Annotated in this window: 13 protein-coding genes and 3 tRNA genes; 4 read left to right on the forward strand and 12 right to left on the reverse strand. The window is 65.4% G+C overall.

Translation table 11 applies throughout. The annotated features are described in order from the left end of the window. Positions 1–60: 60 nt before the first annotated feature. Together ACVOJ1_RS03220 and ACVOJ1_RS03225 are read left to right on the forward strand one after the other, a co-directional pair. Positions 61–828 carry a MipA/OmpV family protein gene (locus tag ACVOJ1_RS03220; RefSeq protein ID WP_346480011.1) on the forward strand — a complete coding sequence of 256 codons (768 nt, stop codon included), beginning with the start codon at positions 61–63 and terminating at the stop codon, positions 826–828. Between the two features lie 28 nt (positions 829–856). Continuing rightward, complete coding sequence (locus ACVOJ1_RS03225; RefSeq protein WP_065175865.1) at positions 857–1141, forward strand: hypothetical protein; 285 nt, start codon at positions 857–859, stop codon at positions 1139–1141. Between the two features lie 84 nt (positions 1142–1225). Here ACVOJ1_RS03225 and ACVOJ1_RS03230 read toward each other — a convergent pair whose 3' ends face one another. After that, the gene (locus ACVOJ1_RS03230) at positions 1226–1366 is read right to left on the reverse strand and encodes a hypothetical protein (RefSeq protein ID WP_181452099.1); all 141 of its coding nucleotides are present in this window, start codon (positions 1364–1366) and stop codon (positions 1226–1228) included. A 181-nt stretch (positions 1367–1547) separates the two neighbouring features. Here ACVOJ1_RS03230 and ACVOJ1_RS03235 point away from each other — a divergent pair, with 181 nt between their 5' ends. Then, a complete protein-coding gene (locus tag ACVOJ1_RS03235; RefSeq protein WP_111186045.1) occupies positions 1548–1889 on the forward strand; it encodes a hypothetical protein in 342 nt (113 codons plus the stop codon). A 93-nt stretch (positions 1890–1982) separates the two neighbouring features. On the opposite strand, the gene ACVOJ1_RS03240 is transcribed toward ACVOJ1_RS03235, so the two are convergent. From ACVOJ1_RS03240 to uvrB, 3 genes are all read right to left on the reverse strand, one after another. Further along, a tRNA-Val gene (locus ACVOJ1_RS03240) sits at positions 1983–2057 on the reverse strand. Between the two features lie 97 nt (positions 2058–2154). Beyond that, a tRNA-Val gene (locus ACVOJ1_RS03245) sits at positions 2155–2229 on the reverse strand. A 105-nt stretch (positions 2230–2334) separates the two neighbouring features. Beyond that, positions 2335–4359, reverse strand: coding sequence for an excinuclease ABC subunit UvrB (gene uvrB, locus ACVOJ1_RS03250; RefSeq protein WP_053520440.1), 2025 nt, complete (start codon positions 4357–4359; stop codon positions 2335–2337). Positions 4360–4487: 128 nt separating this feature from the next. On the opposite strand from uvrB, the gene ACVOJ1_RS03255 reads away from it, so the two are divergent. Beyond that, a complete protein-coding gene (locus tag ACVOJ1_RS03255; protein ID WP_111186044.1) occupies positions 4488–5018 on the forward strand; it encodes a GspH/FimT family pseudopilin in 531 nt (176 codons plus the stop codon). Positions 5019–5075: 57 nt separating this feature from the next. Here the strand turns inward: ACVOJ1_RS03255 and ACVOJ1_RS03260 are convergent. The 8 genes from ACVOJ1_RS03260 to ppnN all read right to left on the reverse strand — a co-directional run bounded on the left by ACVOJ1_RS03260 (position 5076) and on the right by ppnN (position 14446). Then, positions 5076–5152, reverse strand: a tRNA-Asn gene (locus tag ACVOJ1_RS03260). Between the two features lie 66 nt (positions 5153–5218). Then, the gene (locus tag ACVOJ1_RS03265; RefSeq protein ID WP_053516619.1) at positions 5219–5632 is read right to left on the reverse strand and encodes a type IV pilin protein; all 414 of its coding nucleotides are present in this window, start codon (positions 5630–5632) and stop codon (positions 5219–5221) included. 23 nt (positions 5633–5655) lie between these two features. Next, positions 5656–10233 carry a PilC/PilY family type IV pilus protein gene (locus tag ACVOJ1_RS03270; protein ID WP_197600452.1) on the reverse strand — a complete coding sequence of 1526 codons (4578 nt, stop codon included), beginning with the start codon at positions 10231–10233 and terminating at the stop codon, positions 5656–5658. Further along, positions 10230–10718 (reverse strand): pilus assembly PilX family protein, encoded by a 489-nt coding sequence (locus ACVOJ1_RS03275; RefSeq protein WP_053516616.1) that lies wholly within the window; start codon positions 10716–10718, stop codon positions 10230–10232. Before ACVOJ1_RS03275 ends, ACVOJ1_RS03270 begins: the two co-directional genes overlap by 4 nt. Before the next feature lie 7 nt (positions 10719–10725). Beyond that, positions 10726–11913 (reverse strand): PilW family protein, encoded by a 1188-nt coding sequence (locus ACVOJ1_RS03280; RefSeq protein ID WP_065175861.1) that lies wholly within the window; start codon positions 11911–11913, stop codon positions 10726–10728. Beyond that, positions 11913–12380 carry a type IV pilus modification protein PilV gene (gene pilV, locus ACVOJ1_RS03285; RefSeq protein WP_053516615.1) on the reverse strand — a complete coding sequence of 156 codons (468 nt, stop codon included), beginning with the start codon at positions 12378–12380 and terminating at the stop codon, positions 11913–11915. The genes ACVOJ1_RS03280 and pilV overlap by 1 nt, the downstream gene beginning before the upstream one ends. Then, positions 12377–12895 (reverse strand): GspH/FimT family pseudopilin, encoded by a 519-nt coding sequence (locus ACVOJ1_RS03290; protein WP_346480012.1) that lies wholly within the window; start codon positions 12893–12895, stop codon positions 12377–12379. The genes pilV and ACVOJ1_RS03290 overlap by 4 nt, the downstream gene beginning before the upstream one ends. Positions 12896–13057: 162 nt before the next feature. Beyond that, positions 13058–14446, reverse strand: a complete 1389-nt coding sequence (gene ppnN / locus ACVOJ1_RS03295) for a nucleotide 5'-monophosphate nucleosidase PpnN (protein ID WP_065175860.1) — start codon at positions 14444–14446, stop codon at positions 13058–13060. Between the last annotated feature and the right edge of the window lie 107 nt (positions 14447–14553).

Genomic DNA, 14553 nt, shown 5'->3' on the forward strand with positions numbered 1-14553 from the left:
ATGTTGCGACAATGTTGACACCGCAGCATGCAGCCTCATCCCCTGCAAAGCTGTCGATCGATGCCCTCGTCGCCCTCTGCCATTCTGCGCCCGATGCTGTTCTCCGCCGTGCTGTCGATGCCGCTGCTGGCCCAGGCGGCGGAACAGACACCCGGCGTGAAGGCCGGGATCACGGTCGGCGCGACATCGGGCGCCTACGCGCACTACGACGTCAAGCCATTGGTCGTGCCCGCCCTCTCCTGGCAGGGCGAGCGCTTCTTCGCCAGCCCCGGCTCGCTGGGCATGTACCTGTACAAGGCCGAGGGCCTGCGCCTGTCGGCGGCGCTCACGCCCTACACGCTGCGCTTCAAGACCGATGACGTGAACGATCCACAGCTGCGCCGCCTGCACAGCCGGCAGATGTCGGCGATGGGAGGCGTCAATGCCGAATACAGCGCCGACTGGGGCATCGTCGAAGCCAGTGTGATGCGCGAGATCAGCGGCCATGGTGGCGGCCTGGAATCAAGCCTGTACTACAGCTATCCGCTGCAGGCCGGTCGTTTCACCTGGGTGCCGAGGGCCGGAGTGGTGCACTCCAGTGCGCGCCTGCTCGATTACTACTACGGCATCAGCGACGAGGAAGCACTGCGTTCGGGCCTGGCCGCCTACAGCCCCGGCAGCGCCACCTCGCCGAGCGTGCAGATCGCGGTCAGCACGCCACTGGGCAGCAGATGGCGCGCCACCGGCGTAGTGGCCAACCAATGGTTCGGCGATGCGGTCAAGGACAGCCCGATGGCGCGCCGTGGCAGCCAGACATCCGCCTTCATTTCCCTGATGCGTTCGTTCTGACCGAGCGCTCCCCGGACGAGGAATCCCCATGGCCTCACCCAGCCCCGCAGCCGATGCGCACGCGATCCTGCGCGCCCCCGATCTGGACAGCGCCGAACGCGCGTATCTCGGCCTTCTGCCGGACCTGGACCACGTCGATGCACTGACCCGTCGTGCAGTGGGCCTGTCGAAGGTAGCCGACGCGGCACGCGGCTACGCCCTGTCGATGACCCTGATCGGCCTTCGCCTGCAGGAACTGGAGATGGGTGAGCCCTGCACGACGGAGCACCGCCAGGCGACACTGCGCAGCCTGCGCCAGGCCTTCAGCGCCTGACCGCCCCCCAGAACGGCACCCTTCCGCAGCCGATGCGGGCCACGCGTGTCCGAGTGTGCGGCACGCCGGCACGCAGGTGCGCCATCAGCGGCAGGTCGTCCAGGCCAGCACGGCACACAGGATGGCCACCCAGACCACGGCCTTGAACGTGCCCGCCAGCATGTTGCCGCCGAACAACAGTTCGAGCAGCGGGTTGGGCCTGGAAACGGGAACGTGATCGCTCATCGCAGCTGCTCCTTGTGATGGCCGCGATTGCGCGGTCGCCGCAAGTCTACGCCTGCCCGGTGCGGATTCATCGGCGCCTGGCTGCGTTTGGCGGCTCAATCCCGGTGTTCGTCGCAGGCCGGCTGTGGTCCCGGCGGCGAAGTGCCAGTCTGCCTGCACTTTCCCGCTGGAGCACCGTGCCATGCCGATGCTTGCCCTGTTGCTGCTGTGCGCTGGCGCGTTCGGTCACGCCACCAGTGCCGACGAGCCCGTGCTGGTCGATCTGCCCCTACAGTCCGGATCATCGACGAGGGTGGCGCAGCCCGCCATGCAGCGCGAACTGGAACCTGCGAGCCTGCGGCTCTTCCACCTGCGCCAGGATCGACTGCTGCGGGTGGGACAGCAGTGCCTGTCGCAGGAACAGGCCGATGGCCATCGCGAAATCGTCGGCGAGGCACGCATGATCCAGCTGTGGGAGCGTATCGATGGGCACTGGCGGATACGGCGGACGCTCGTCATTGACCACCGGGCCGCGCGGACGTGACATCACGCGGCCATTGCATGCGCCCATGAAAAAAGCCGGCGATGGCCGGCTTTTCGTATTACCACCGCTGCACCGGCAGGGCCGGGAGCCAGGTGGTGGGCGGTACAGGGTTCGAACCTGTGACCCCTACCATGTCAAGGTAGTGCTCTACCGCTGAGCTAACCGCCCATCGTGTTACTGCGGCCCGCCAGCGGGCCTCTTTACGTAAAAACCCGGCGCCAGGGCCGGGCTTTCAATTCACGACCGCCCTCTTTCGAGAACGTCGTGGTGGGCGGTACAGGGTTCGAACCTGTGACCCCTACCATGTCAAGGTAGTGCTCTACCGCTGAGCTAACCGCCCGTTTGGGGTCTGAACGTCCGCGAATGCGTCGGTGCAGGCCGCGTATATTACGGATGCCGGCCCGGAAGCGCAACACTTTTGTGAAGACGTGCGGCACTGTCGCGTTCAGCCCAGGCTGGCCTCCTTCAGCTGTCGGATCTGGTCGCGGACGCGGGCCGCGTCCTCGAATTCCAGGTCCTTGGCGTGCTGGTACATCTGCTGTTCCAGCGCCTTGAGACGCGCCGCCAGCTGCGCCGGCCCGAGCGCGCGGTAGTCGGCCACATCCTCGGCCACTCCAGGCCTGCCCTTGCCTTTTCCCTTGCGCGATTCCTTCTCGGCCGCTTCGGATCGGGCACCTTCCAGTACGTCGGTGATCGGACGCGCCACCGAGCGCGGAATGATCCCGTGCTCTTCGTTGTACTCGACCTGCTTGGCGCGTCGGCGGTCGGTCTCGTCGATCGCGGCCTGCATCGAACGGGTCACCTTGTCGGCGTACAGGATGGCCTTGCCGCGCACATTGCGGGCCGCACGGCCGATGGTCTGGATCAGCGAACCGGTGGAGCGCAGGAAACCCTCCTTGTCCGCGTCCAGGATCGCTACCAGCGACACCTCGGGCATGTCCAAGCCCTCGCGCAGCAGGTTGATGCCGACCAGCACGTCGAACTTGCCCAGGCGCAGGTCACGGATGATCTCCACGCGCTCGACGGTGTCCACGTCCGAATGCAGGTAGCGCACGCGGATGCCATGCTCGGTGAGGTACTCGGTCAGGTTCTCGGCCATGCGCTTGGTCAGCGTGGTGACCAGCACGCGGTCGCCGGCCTTGATGCGCTCGTTGGCCTCGCTCATCAGATCGTCGACCTGGGTGGCGACCGGGCGGATCTCCACCATCGGGTCGATCAGGCCGGTCGGCCGCACCACCAGCTCGGTCACTTCGTCGCCCGACTCACGCATTTCATACGGGCCTGGCGTGGCCGACACATAGATGCTGCGCGGCGAGCGCGCTTCCCACTCTTCGAAACGCAGCGGGCGGTTGTCCAGCGCCGAGGGCAGGCGGAAGCCGAACTCGACCAGGGTTTCCTTGCGCGACCGGTCGCCCTTGAACATCGCTCCGATCTGCGGAATGGTCACGTGCGATTCGTCGATCACCAGCAACGCGTCGGCCGGCAGGTAATCGAACAGGGTCGGCGGTGGCTCGCCCGGGCCCTTGCCGGTGAGATGCCGCGAGTAGTTCTCGATGCCGTTGCAGTAGCCGACCTCGGCCATCATCTCCAGGTCGAACTGGGTGCGCTGTGCAAGGCGCTGCGCCTCGACCAGCTTGTTCTGTGCGTAGAGCTGCTCAAGCCGCTCCTTCAGTTCCACCTTGATGGTCTCGATCGCCGCGAGCACGCGTTCGCGGGTCGTCGCATAGTGCGTCTTCGGGTAGACGGTGAAGCGCATCAGGTTGCGCAGGGTTTCGCCGGTGAGCGGATCGAACATCGTGATCTTCTCGACCTCGCCATCGAACAGCTCGATGCGCAGCGCCTCGCTGTCCGACTCCGCCGGGAACACGTCGATCACTTCGCCGCGCACGCGGAAGGTGCCGCGCTGCAGTTCGTATTCGTTGCGGGTGTACTGCAGCTGCGTCAGATGATTGATCAGGTCGCGCTGGTCGATGCGCTCGCCCTTGGACAGGATCAGGCGCAGCGACAGGTAATCCTCAGGCGCACCCAGGCCGTAGATCGCCGACACGGTGGCCACCACGATCGCATCGGGCCTCGACAGCAGCGTCTTGGTCGCCGCCAGCCGCATCTGCTCGATGTGCTCGTTGATCGAACTGTCCTTCTCGATGAAGGTGTCCGACGACGGCACATAGGCCTCCGGCTGGTAGTAGTCGTAGTAGCTGACGAAATACTCCACCGCGTTGTGCGGGAAGAACGCCTTGAATTCACCGTACAGCTGTGCGGCCAGCGTCTTGTTCGGCGCCATGATCAGCGTCGGCTTCTGGATCTGCTGGATGACATTGGCGATGGTGTACGTCTTGCCCGAGCCGGTCACACCCAGCAGCGTCTGCTTGGCGATGCCGGACTCGAAATTGCTGGTCAGCTTCGCGATGGCGTTCGGCTGGTCGCCCGCCGGTGAATACGGCGAGACGAGTTCAAAACTGTCGCTCATGATGTTGCCAGATCCCGGGAACGGCCAGTATACGGGGCATCCGGTGACGGCCGGCTGAGGGGAAGCCGGACACCCCGACGCGCCAACCTCCAATGGAGACCGGCCGGCGGGGCCGGCAGGCTGGGGGCATGCTCCAGACCCTCTGCAAACACCCCGCGCGCAAGGCCCGGGGGCTCCACCTGCCTGAAATGCTGGTGGTCCTGATGATCCTGTGCGTACTGCTGGCTGCGGCCTGGCGCCCCTGGCAGCGCGCGATGCGCCAGCTGCAGGCCGAATCCCTGCGTGCCCAGCTGGTCGGCAGTCTGTCGCTGGCACGCAGCACCGCCATCACCGAGGGACGCCCGGTCACCGTGTGCGGCTCCGGCGACGGCAGCCGCTGCGACAACCGCTGGAGCCAGGGCTGGCGCGTTCAGGTTGAGCCGCGGGTGGCCAGCGGGGGAATGACCACCCTGCTGCATACCCTGGAGAACCGCCATCGCCATGTGGAACTGCGGGCGAGCGACCATCGCGCCCACATCCGATTCCGCGCTGACGGGCGCAACGCCGGCACCAACCAGTCCATCGTGCTGTGCGTGCAGGGCCTGGAACACAGCCGCGTGATCATCAACATCCCCGGACGGATCCGGAGCCTGCGCCCACGCGTGCCTACGCCCTGCTGATCCGGCGCGGCCTGCCCCAACGAAAAAAGCCGCGATTGCTCGCGGCTTTCTCGAAACTGGCGCCCGAAGTTGGACTCGAACCAACGACCCCCTGATTAACAGTCAAGTGCTCTAACCGGCTGAGCTATTCGGGCGGGGTGCGCATTCTAGCCAATTCCAGAAGTGGGGTGCAAGCCCCTTCCACACTCGCCGCTGCCGTCTTACCAGCACTCCGGGTTGGTCTTGCTGTCCGGCGTCTTGCGGCCCGCCTGATCGAGTGTCAGCGTGCCGCACGCGTCCTTGTCCTGGCCGGTTTCCGGAACCGCCTGCAGGGTATAGGTCCCGGCGGTCGCCTTGCCGTCGAACGATATGGCATAGCGGGCCGAGCCCTGCCGCGGCGACTGGCTGAACGGCAGCGAGAATCCGTCATAGCTGTTCTGCACGGTGTGATGCCGCTCGAGCAGCTGCGCGATCTCGACCAGGTCAGCCTTGGCCATCGCGCGGTGCGTCTTCAGCACATGTCGCTGGTAGGAGGGCAGCGCCACAGCCGCAAGTACCGCGATGACGGCAACGGTGATCATCAGTTCGATCAGGGTGAAGCCCGTTACCTGCTGTTGTCTGCTGGATGTGCGCATGGCAGCTCCCGTATTCCTGGTAGTCATCGGATCTGGCGCCACGACTGGCGACCACAGGCACGCTGGCCATACGCAGTATCCGCGCCCGGCGTGTTCAGAGCCACGATGCAGCGGTCCAGCGATCCATCGACCGTGCACTTCGGATCGCTGGGATCGCAGCCCTTCAAGGTGGTGCTGTTGACATTGGTGGACAGCACGGGGGCACCGGTTGCGATGTCTCCGCCGCGGGTCAGCGCACCGGCACCGCAGTTGGCGCCGCACAGCGCGTTTCCGCCGACCTCGTCGGTCAAGCCGCTCATCGCCGGCTGGCCGGTCAGCATGTTCAGGCGATAGCGCCAGTTGGTGCCGCCGCCGGTGCCGCAGACCGCCTGCCCGGGCACATAGGTGGTGAACATCACCGCGCCGCCCTGCAGCGTCGGATAGCCGAAGAAGCGCTCACCCTCCACATCGGAACCCACGATCAGGTCGACGTACCAGCCGCGCTTGCTCGCGTAGTCCACGCCGTTGCCCGACACGTCACGGAAGCCGGCACCATTGGCACTGACGGTCTGCCCCACCAGCGAATCACGGCTGGAAATGGCAGTGGAGAGGTTGTCCCAGAGCCCATACAGCGTCTGCACCGGCGAATTACGGGTCACTGCATTGTCGTCAGCGGTGAAGTAGCGACCGGTACCGAAGAACAGGCTGACGCCACCGCCCGGCCCTGCCGAGACTTCGATTGCACCGGTGATCGGCTGGGCGACAGCGCTGCGCACGGCGGTGAACAGCGGCGTGCCGTTGAGGGCCACATTCCAGGCGCTGGGATCACCGCCACGCAGGTCGAAGCGCCACATGTTGCCCTGCATGTCGCCGCCATAGACGGTATCGGCCAGCCCACTGCTGTTGTGCAGCGCTACCGCGGTGACATGGTTGAGGCCATTGGCGACTGCGTACTTGCCCGCCGTGGGGTACACGCGCTTGAGGATCTCGCCGGTGCGGATGTCGACCACATAGAGCACCGGTCGGCCGGTGCTGGAATTGACACCGTTGCCGAACAGGGCGACGAACCGGGGCGGACTGTCCGCATTGGGGCCGGCAACGGGCACCACGACCGGCTTGCCCATGACGAAGCCCAGGTCCGATTCGGTCTTGCCGGAAATCTCCCACAGCACGTTGCTGGCGGTGAACCCGGTCGGATTGCTGATATCCAGGGCGAACACCGAACCGTTGCCCACTGCCGTGGCCGACGGCCCGCGCGACGCGCCGCCGCCGCCGGTCGAACCGACCAGTACCGTGCGCCAGGCATCGCCGTAGTAGACGTCCGACGAGGTCAGTCCGCCGTCCACGTAGTAGCGATGTCCATAGGTGGGGTTGGCCAGCTCCGCCATGTGCTGCAGCGAAGCCGATGGAATGAAGGCGAACTGCTCGCTGCCCGCCGAGGTGCCGGTGCTGGCATTGAAGCCATGCAGCATGCCGTCGTTCGCACCGACGTAGACCATCGAAGGTGGGCCACCGTTTGCCACCTTGGTCGCCAGGTAGGCCCGATAGCTCAAACCCAGCGAGGTCTTCCAGCTCACTCCGCCCTGCGCCTGCCAGGAGGTGAAGCCGTAGTCGTCCTTGTTGGACACGATCTCCACGCTGGAATTGACGATATCGCCAAGCAGTGAACTGCGCGGGCGGAAGCCGCTCACCGGTGAGCCGCGCAGGTAGCTGACCAGGTCCGCCACGCTGTGCGAACCGAACCAGTTCGGCACCGTGTTGAGACCCATGTTGCCGAGCTTCTCGGCGCGATCCCGCCCGGGAACGTTGTCAGCGGTGAAATCAGCCGCTGCCACCGGCACCAGTTGGTTGGACGTGTTCACATAGGTGGGTGCGGTCGACATCACGATGGTCCGCCCGGAGGCGCTCATCTTGGTCGACGCACGCCACAGTTCAGCGCCGGCGCCTCCGGTGCTCGTGGTCTGGCTGGCGATGACATCACCGGTCCAGTCGTTCGAGCCCGACGGCACCGTGTAGTGCGCGGACACGGTGAAGGAGCCGGCGTTGACACGGGCGCCGGTGCCGCTGCCACCCACCGGAGCCTCGCCAGCCGCAGCGCTGTCGAAGATCGATTCCAGCGCGGACTTCAGCTTGGCCGGATTGCGCGCCAGGAAGTAGTTGTCCGGTACACCCGGCACCTTGCTGTCCCACTTCCTGCCTTCCGGCACGCCGTACTTGGCGGCGTACCACAGCGGGCTTTCCAGCTGCCCGGCCTGGCCGGTACCCAGTTTGTAGCGCATCACGACCGCGCCGGTCCAGGTAGCCGGCGGATCGGCGCTGGTGCTCAGCACCGAACCGTTGCGGTTGCCGGGGCGCAGCACCAGCCGCTGCACGTTGTCAGCCGCATTGGAGCCCACGATCGTGTAGCCGGTCAGCATCGCGTTGCCTGCATAGGCGGACAGGTTCTCGATGCGGACCAGCACTTCGTCTTCGCCGACCTTGTTGCGAACGGCGTTGTTGCTGCATTCACCACTGTTGGAGCGCCAGCAGATGTTGCGGAATGGCGTCGTGCCACCGTCGCTGCAGGTGCTGCCTACGCAGTAGCTGAGCATGGAGACCACATCGTTGTCGTGGTCATTGCCCCACAGCGAATCCTCCCAGACCAGCGAGAAGCTGCCGGCCTTGCCATCGGCACGATAGTCACGGCCATAGACATAGTTCGGCGATACCGCTGACCGCTTGGTGCCGACGCCGACCGAGCCGAGGAAACAGCTGCGCCAGCCGCTGCTGTTGATGCCCGCTCCTTCGGTGTTGTTGGCCTGGCACAGGGGGGCCAGGGTGATCTTGCCATTGCCCACCGGAATCTCGAACTTCGGCAGGCTCTCAGCCATGGCCACGGTGTAGGTGGTGGCGGTCAGCTTGTAGGTGTTGGGTTTGTCCTGCACGCCCGGACGCAGATCGGTCTCGGCAGCGGCCTTGGCCAGCCCCGAGATCAGGTAACTGCCTTCCGTGGACGGCACGTCCGGGCAGATGCCGCGCACGAGCGAAAGGCCTGTCACCTTGACCGCACGGCAGATGTCCTCATGGGTGTTGATCGAGGCATAGCGATTGGTCAGGCCGACACGGCCTGCCATGTAGCTGCCACCGGTGATGTTCTCCTGGTTGCCGATCGCATCGGTCGCCGCCGCTGCCGTGGTCAGGCCAGTGACCGTACCGATGTTGTCGCTGTCGAAGGACGGCAGGCCCGAGGACATCACCAGGATGTTGCAGGTAGCGCAGTAGGAGTTGCCGCCGTCGTTCGGCGAGCGGTACGGATCCTTCCAGGCCACCGAATTGGGCAGGCCGCTGAGATCACCGCTGGCGCTGTAGATTCCCTTCGTTTCTCCCTTGATGTAGCGCAGCGCTTCGGCATACATCTCCGCCAACGGATTGCCCCAGGCGCTGCACTTCTTGGATGCGTTGCCCGGGTCGGTCAGGTTGCCCCGGCCGTCGAAGCCCTGGCGATTCAGGATGCTGTAGTCGTCACAGTCAGTCCATTTGTCCTTCCAGTTCCACTGGTCGATGCGGAAGTTGGAGATCGTATTGATGATGCCCTCGGCCCCGCCCGTCAGCGTGTTGCAGAACTGGCCATTGGACAGGTTGATCTCGTCGCCGGCTGCGCAGAAGGTCGTGCCGTTGCCGGCGATCTTGCCGATGTTGCGACGGACCACGCCGCCATCGCGCGGATTGACATAGGTGCCGGTGACCAGACCAAACCGCAGACGGCCACTTTCACCATAGGACTGCAGCAGTCCCGCCGGTTTCAGGTAGTCCCGGGTGCCGTCGTTGTACTTGCGGCAGAACGCTTCCTGGAAGGTTCCAGAACCGGTGGCGCAGACTTCAACCCGGACATTCAGGTCGGCCGCGACCGATCGGGGGGAGTCATCCTTGCCCTCGTCGCTGCGCCCCACGATGCACTGATAGCCGGCAGTCGAGGCCCATTCACCCCAGCTGCCACTGGCAACGCGCATCAGCGGTGCGCCGGTGGCACTGATGCTGGCATTGCAGAACGACATGGTCGTCTTGTACGGGGTGAAGTTGTTGATGTCGGCGCCGCTGTACACCTTGACCCAGGCGTGCAGGTCGTTGGGAATCTGCGCCCGCTCCAGCACCGTCTTGCTGGCGGTATCGGTGATGCGATGGCCGCCGTACAGCACGTAGCGCATCACATCCAGGCGGCTCATGGTCGCCCAGTTGAGGAAGTTGCCGGACCAGGTACCCGAACAGGTGTGTCTCTGCGTGCCGGTCGCCTTGGCCGTGGCCTTGAACTGGCTGCTGCTGTACGTGTAGCAGAGATTGGAGTCGAAGTACCCGGAGTAGTCGAATTTGTCCTGGTAAGTGGTGTCGAGCGTGCCGTCCTCGTCCAGATCGCTGTAGTCGCTGTAGGCCTTGTTGAACAGCTGCTCGTCGCGCGACATCACCATCATCATCAGCGGCGGCTGTGTCTTCTTGCTGTAGAGCGGCTCCTGCGCGATGTCATAGTCGCCAAGCGCAGCGAACAGCGGATAGACCAGTGCGCCCACGCCCACCAGCACGGCAGCGGCGGTGCCTGCACGCAGCCACGGGGAGGAGACAAGGCGGGAGAATCGGCGCGGAGTATTCATGGAATGAAGATCGTGTCGATGACGGCGCTGGAAGAAGGATTGGCCGGATCGTCACTGGCCAACACGGTGATCTGGTAGATGTTCTCGGTCTCTTCGTTCTTGCGCCGCCCCAGGCCCAGCGGCCCGACCGGCACGCATTTGTCCAGGCGGCGGGTATTGATCGCCGTTGCCGTGGTCTTGCCATCGGCCCAGGTCGCCGGGTCGAACACCGGGCTGCACTCTTCCTGGTTGGCCTCGAAGATCTTGCCGCTGTCGATGACAGCCTGGATCGCCGCTTCCTGCGAACGTACATCGGCCTCGGCGTTCTGGAACGCCTGGTTCGAGCGCAGGTAGTTGGCGGCCATGCGTTCCTGCATGCCGGTCACCTGCATGCCGGCGATGCCGATCAGGGCCAGCAGGATCAACATGATCAGGGCGACATACAGCACCGCGCCGCGCTGTTGGCGGTGCGATGCGAAGGAGGGGGTGCGCGGGCGCGGATGCATGGTGGCCTCAGTTGCCGAAGAGGCGATTGCGGAGGGCGATGGTGGTCTGGTAAACGGCGCGCATGCGGCCGTCCTCGGGCGCGGTGAATGTCACGCCCATCGAGGTCAGTACCGCATTCTGGTCGGCCTGAGGGGCTGCCGAGGGATCGGGACTGGCCATCACCAGGCCCATCTGCACGGCGCCCACGCGCCGCCAGGCGTTGATGTTGGGATTGGCCGATGCCTGCACGGTGGCAGCGGTACCCTGGCGATCAATGAAGCCGGTCGGGTAGGCACTGGTCAGGCGACGATCCTGGCCGTACAGCAGCTGCATGTTCTCCACACCCTCCACCAGGGCCTCCGGCGCGCCGGCGACCAGCGCACCGTTGGGCGTGGCGTTGAAACGCACGCGGTACAGTGAGGAACGTGCGCTGGCAGCGTCGTAGCCCACGTAGTACACAGCGCTTTCCGCACGATGCAGCATCGCCTGGCCTGCGGTCACCGGACGGATGAAGTTGCTCGCATTGTTCGGTGCATCGCCGAAGGTGATCGTGCCCCCTGCCTTGTCGATGCTGCGCGCCTGGAAAACGGTGGCGCTGGCGCAGTCGGCAGCGCCGTACAGCCCGGAATCGGCAACGCCACTCTGCAGCACGGCGAGTCGCGCCTTGTCGAAACTGAAAACCGGCTGCGCGACGGTACCGCCGGAAGCCGTGACCGGCACGCCGTCCGGCATCAGGTATCGCAGGGCGACGATGTCGCTGCCGTTGACCCGGTTGGGCAGCGCCGCAGCGAATTCATCGGGCAATGCGGGTGTGTAGGCGGTGCCGCCCGTCGCCGGAGTGGCCGGCAGCGTCACCGCATCGCCGGGCGCCGTATCGGTCGCCTCGTAGCCCTGGATGGATCGCTGGAAGTCCAGAGCCGGATGAGGCGTGGCCGCGAACGTCGTAAACAGCGAGACGCCATCCGGCGACTGCCGGGCCTGATCGTTGACGCAGCCGAAATGACCTGCCATGCGCAGTTCGCGCTGCAGGGTATCCATGGCGAAGCGACTGTTCTCCTGCACGCGCGCCAGGCCATCGGACAGCTGATAGGCAGCACGCGAGGCCGCGAACACCTGGACGACACCGAGCATGACGATCACGCCGATGGTCAGCGCGATCATCAGTTCGACCATGGACAGGCCGGCCATGCGCCGGGCCGGGGAAGGCGCGCGCATCACAGGCGGCTCCCGGCACTGAAGGTGGTATCGCTGGCGTCAGCGTTCCAGCGCTCGTCACCCCACGTCACGCTGACCGTGTACTGGGTGCCGGCACGTGCGACCTTGGCCGTGGCCCCATCCCCCAGCGCCTTGCCGAGACGGCAGGTCCAGTCCAGGGTGAACGCGTCCTTGCCGATGTCGTTGCCGACCGGTGGCAGGCAGTTCTTGGCCGCGGTGGTCGCCGTGTAGTCGCCCACGTAGGACGGTGCCATCGAGCGGTTCATCCGCAGCTGATCAAGCATTTCGTAGGTCAGGTTGGTCGCCTGGGTGCGATAGTTGGCGCTCTGCACGAAGCGTACGTTCATCGTCTGCAGCAGTGCGAAACCCAGCAAACCGACCCCCAGCACCAGGATCGCGATCAATACCTCGATCAGGCTGAAGCCGCCCTGTGCGTTGCGCGGGGAACGGAAACGGGGCGTTCTCACTTGCAGTCCTCCTTCAACAGACGCACCTGCCCGGTCGGGGACAGGCGAAGCGTGCGCTGCAGCGGCTGCTTGCCGCAGTTTTCCGGGCGCAGCGTCAGGTCGAGCGTGGCATTGGCGCGATTGCGGCCCCGCGGGTCGAAACTCACCGACAGGTCGGGCGTACCGACGGCGACCAGCGCCGAACGTCCGGGGCTGTAGCGCAGGACGGTTTCGCCGGCACTGAGCGCGCCGTCGCCGTTGCTGTCGGCCCAGACCAGCCAGCCATCGGTCCAGCTGTCGCCATCACAGGACGTGCCTCCGGCAGAGGCACACACGCCGCCGCCCCTGCGGTTCTTCACCGCTTCACTGCGGGCCAGCGCCATCGACGCGATGAGGTCATTGCTGGTGGTGGCGATGCGGTTGGAGCGGATGGTGCTCTGGAAGCTCGGAAACGCGATCGTCGCCAGCACGCCCAGCACGACCATCGCGATCATCAACTCAACCAGCGTGAAGCCGTTCTGCCGGCGCAAAGACATGTGGACGCTCCCCAGCGTATTGATCGCCACCATGGGCCATCACCCTGCCGCCAGCAAGCGGCGGCAGGATGAACGGTCAATCCGGGGCGACGGGCGTCAAACGCTTGACGAACCGCCCTTCCCCACCGCTGCCGGCGCGATCCCCATCGCGCCGGCACGGTCTCAGGCCAGCACCTGGTAACAGGGCTGGTACTCGCCGGAGATCTTCATCCGGCGCTGCTCGACGAAGGCGCGCAGCAGCGCGTCCAGGGCCTGCATCATGTCCGGGTCACCGTGGATCTGGAATGGCCCGAACTGCTCGATGCGGCGCATGCCATCCTCCTTCACATTGCCGGCAACGATGCCGGAGAAGGCACGACGCAGGTCCGCCGCAAGGGCATGCGGCGCACGCCCATGGTGCAGATCCAGTGCAGCCATGGCCTCATGCGTCGGCACGAAGGGCTGCTGGTACTCCCACGGAATCTCGATGGACCAGTTGAAGAAGAACGAATCCTTCTGCGCCAGGCGATGCTCGCGCACGCGCTTGATGCCGGCGGACATCTTCCTGGCCACGGCAACCGGGTCGCCGATGATGATCTCGTAACGCTCGGCGGCAGCATCGCCCAGGGTCAGCCGGATGAAGCGGTCGATCTGCTCGAAATACGGCGCAGCCACGGTCGGGCCGGTCAGGATCAGCGGGAACGGCAGGTCCCTGTTCTCGTCGCGCAGCAGGATACCGAGCAGGTACAGGATCTCCTCGGCGGTGCCGACACCACCGGCAAACACGATGATGCCGTGACCGATGCGGACGAACGCCTCCAGGCGCTTCTCGATGTCCGGCATGATCACCAGATGGTTGACGATCGGGTTGGGCGATTCCGCGGCGATGATGCCCGGCTCGGTCAGGCCGATGTAGCGCGTCACCGTCTTGCGCTGCTTGGCGTGGGCGATCGTGGCCCCCTTCATCGGGCCCTTCATCGCACCCGGTCCGCAACCGGTGCAGATGTCCAGGCCGCGCAGGCCCAGCTCGTAGCCTACCTGCTTGGTGTACAGGTATTCATCGCGCGAGATCGAGTGACCGCCCCAGCAGACCACCAGGTTCGGGTCACCGGGGTTGAGGATGCGGGCGTTGCGCAGCAGGCCGAACACCGCGTTGGTGATGCCTTCGGAGGACTCCAGTTCGGCCGCGTAGGCCGGGCCCATTTCGATGGCCATGTAGGCGAGGTCGCGGACCACGGCAAACAGCAGCTCGGCCACGCCGCGGATGATTTCGCCATCGACGAAGGCCATCGCCGGCGCATTGACCAGGTCGATGCGCACGCCACGATCCTGCTGCGCGACCTGGATGTCGAAGTCGGGATAGAGATCGCGCGCCGCGCGCGGATCATCCGATGCGCTGCCGCTGGTCAGCACGGCCAGCGCGCAGCGGCGCAGCAGCTCGTGCATGCCGCCGCCGGAGGCGTCGCGCAGGCGCGCCACTTCTGCCCGCGACAGCACATCCAGCCCACCGCGCGGGTAGATCCGCGCGTCCTGTACCGGCAGCGCACGGGCTGCCTTTTCGTTCGTGGTCATATCCAACGTTTCGCTTCCTTCAAGGTTTCCGACTGTACTGCCGCCCCCTTAAAAAGCAAAACGGCCGGGAATCCCGACCGTTGGATATGTGCTGACCGCGTTCGCCA

It is taken from the genome of Stenotrophomonas sp. STEN225, from assembly GCF_056756445.1.

Excerpts from the sequence above, each read along its gene's own strand:
- ACVOJ1_RS03220 (WP_346480011.1), top strand. The coding sequence starts at position 61 with ATGCCCTCGTCGCCCTCTGCCATTCTGCGCCCGATGCTGTTCTCCGCC.
- ACVOJ1_RS03225 (WP_065175865.1), top strand. The coding sequence starts at position 857 with ATGGCCTCACCCAGCCCCGCAGCCGATGCGCACGCGATCCTGCGCGCC.
- ACVOJ1_RS03230 (WP_181452099.1), bottom strand. The coding sequence starts at position 1,366 with ATGAGCGATCACGTTCCCGTTTCCAGGCCCAACCCGCTGCTCGAACTG.
- ACVOJ1_RS03235 (WP_111186045.1), top strand. The coding sequence starts at position 1,548 with ATGCCGATGCTTGCCCTGTTGCTGCTGTGCGCTGGCGCGTTCGGTCAC.
- uvrB (WP_053520440.1), bottom strand. The coding sequence starts at position 4,359 with ATGAGCGACAGTTTTGAACTCGTCTCGCCGTATTCACCGGCGGGCGAC.
- ACVOJ1_RS03255 (WP_111186044.1), top strand. The coding sequence starts at position 4,488 with ATGCTCCAGACCCTCTGCAAACACCCCGCGCGCAAGGCCCGGGGGCTC.
- ACVOJ1_RS03265 (WP_053516619.1), bottom strand. The coding sequence starts at position 5,632 with ATGCGCACATCCAGCAGACAACAGCAGGTAACGGGCTTCACCCTGATC.
- ACVOJ1_RS03270 (WP_197600452.1), bottom strand. The coding sequence starts at position 10,233 with ATGAATACTCCGCGCCGATTCTCCCGCCTTGTCTCCTCCCCGTGGCTG.
- ACVOJ1_RS03275 (WP_053516616.1), bottom strand. The coding sequence starts at position 10,718 with ATGCATCCGCGCCCGCGCACCCCCTCCTTCGCATCGCACCGCCAACAG.
- ACVOJ1_RS03280 (WP_065175861.1), bottom strand. The coding sequence starts at position 11,913 with ATGCGCGCGCCTTCCCCGGCCCGGCGCATGGCCGGCCTGTCCATGGTC.
- ACVOJ1_RS03290 (WP_346480012.1), bottom strand. The coding sequence starts at position 12,895 with ATGTCTTTGCGCCGGCAGAACGGCTTCACGCTGGTTGAGTTGATGATC.
- ppnN (WP_065175860.1), bottom strand. The coding sequence starts at position 14,446 with ATGACCACGAACGAAAAGGCAGCCCGTGCGCTGCCGGTACAGGACGCG.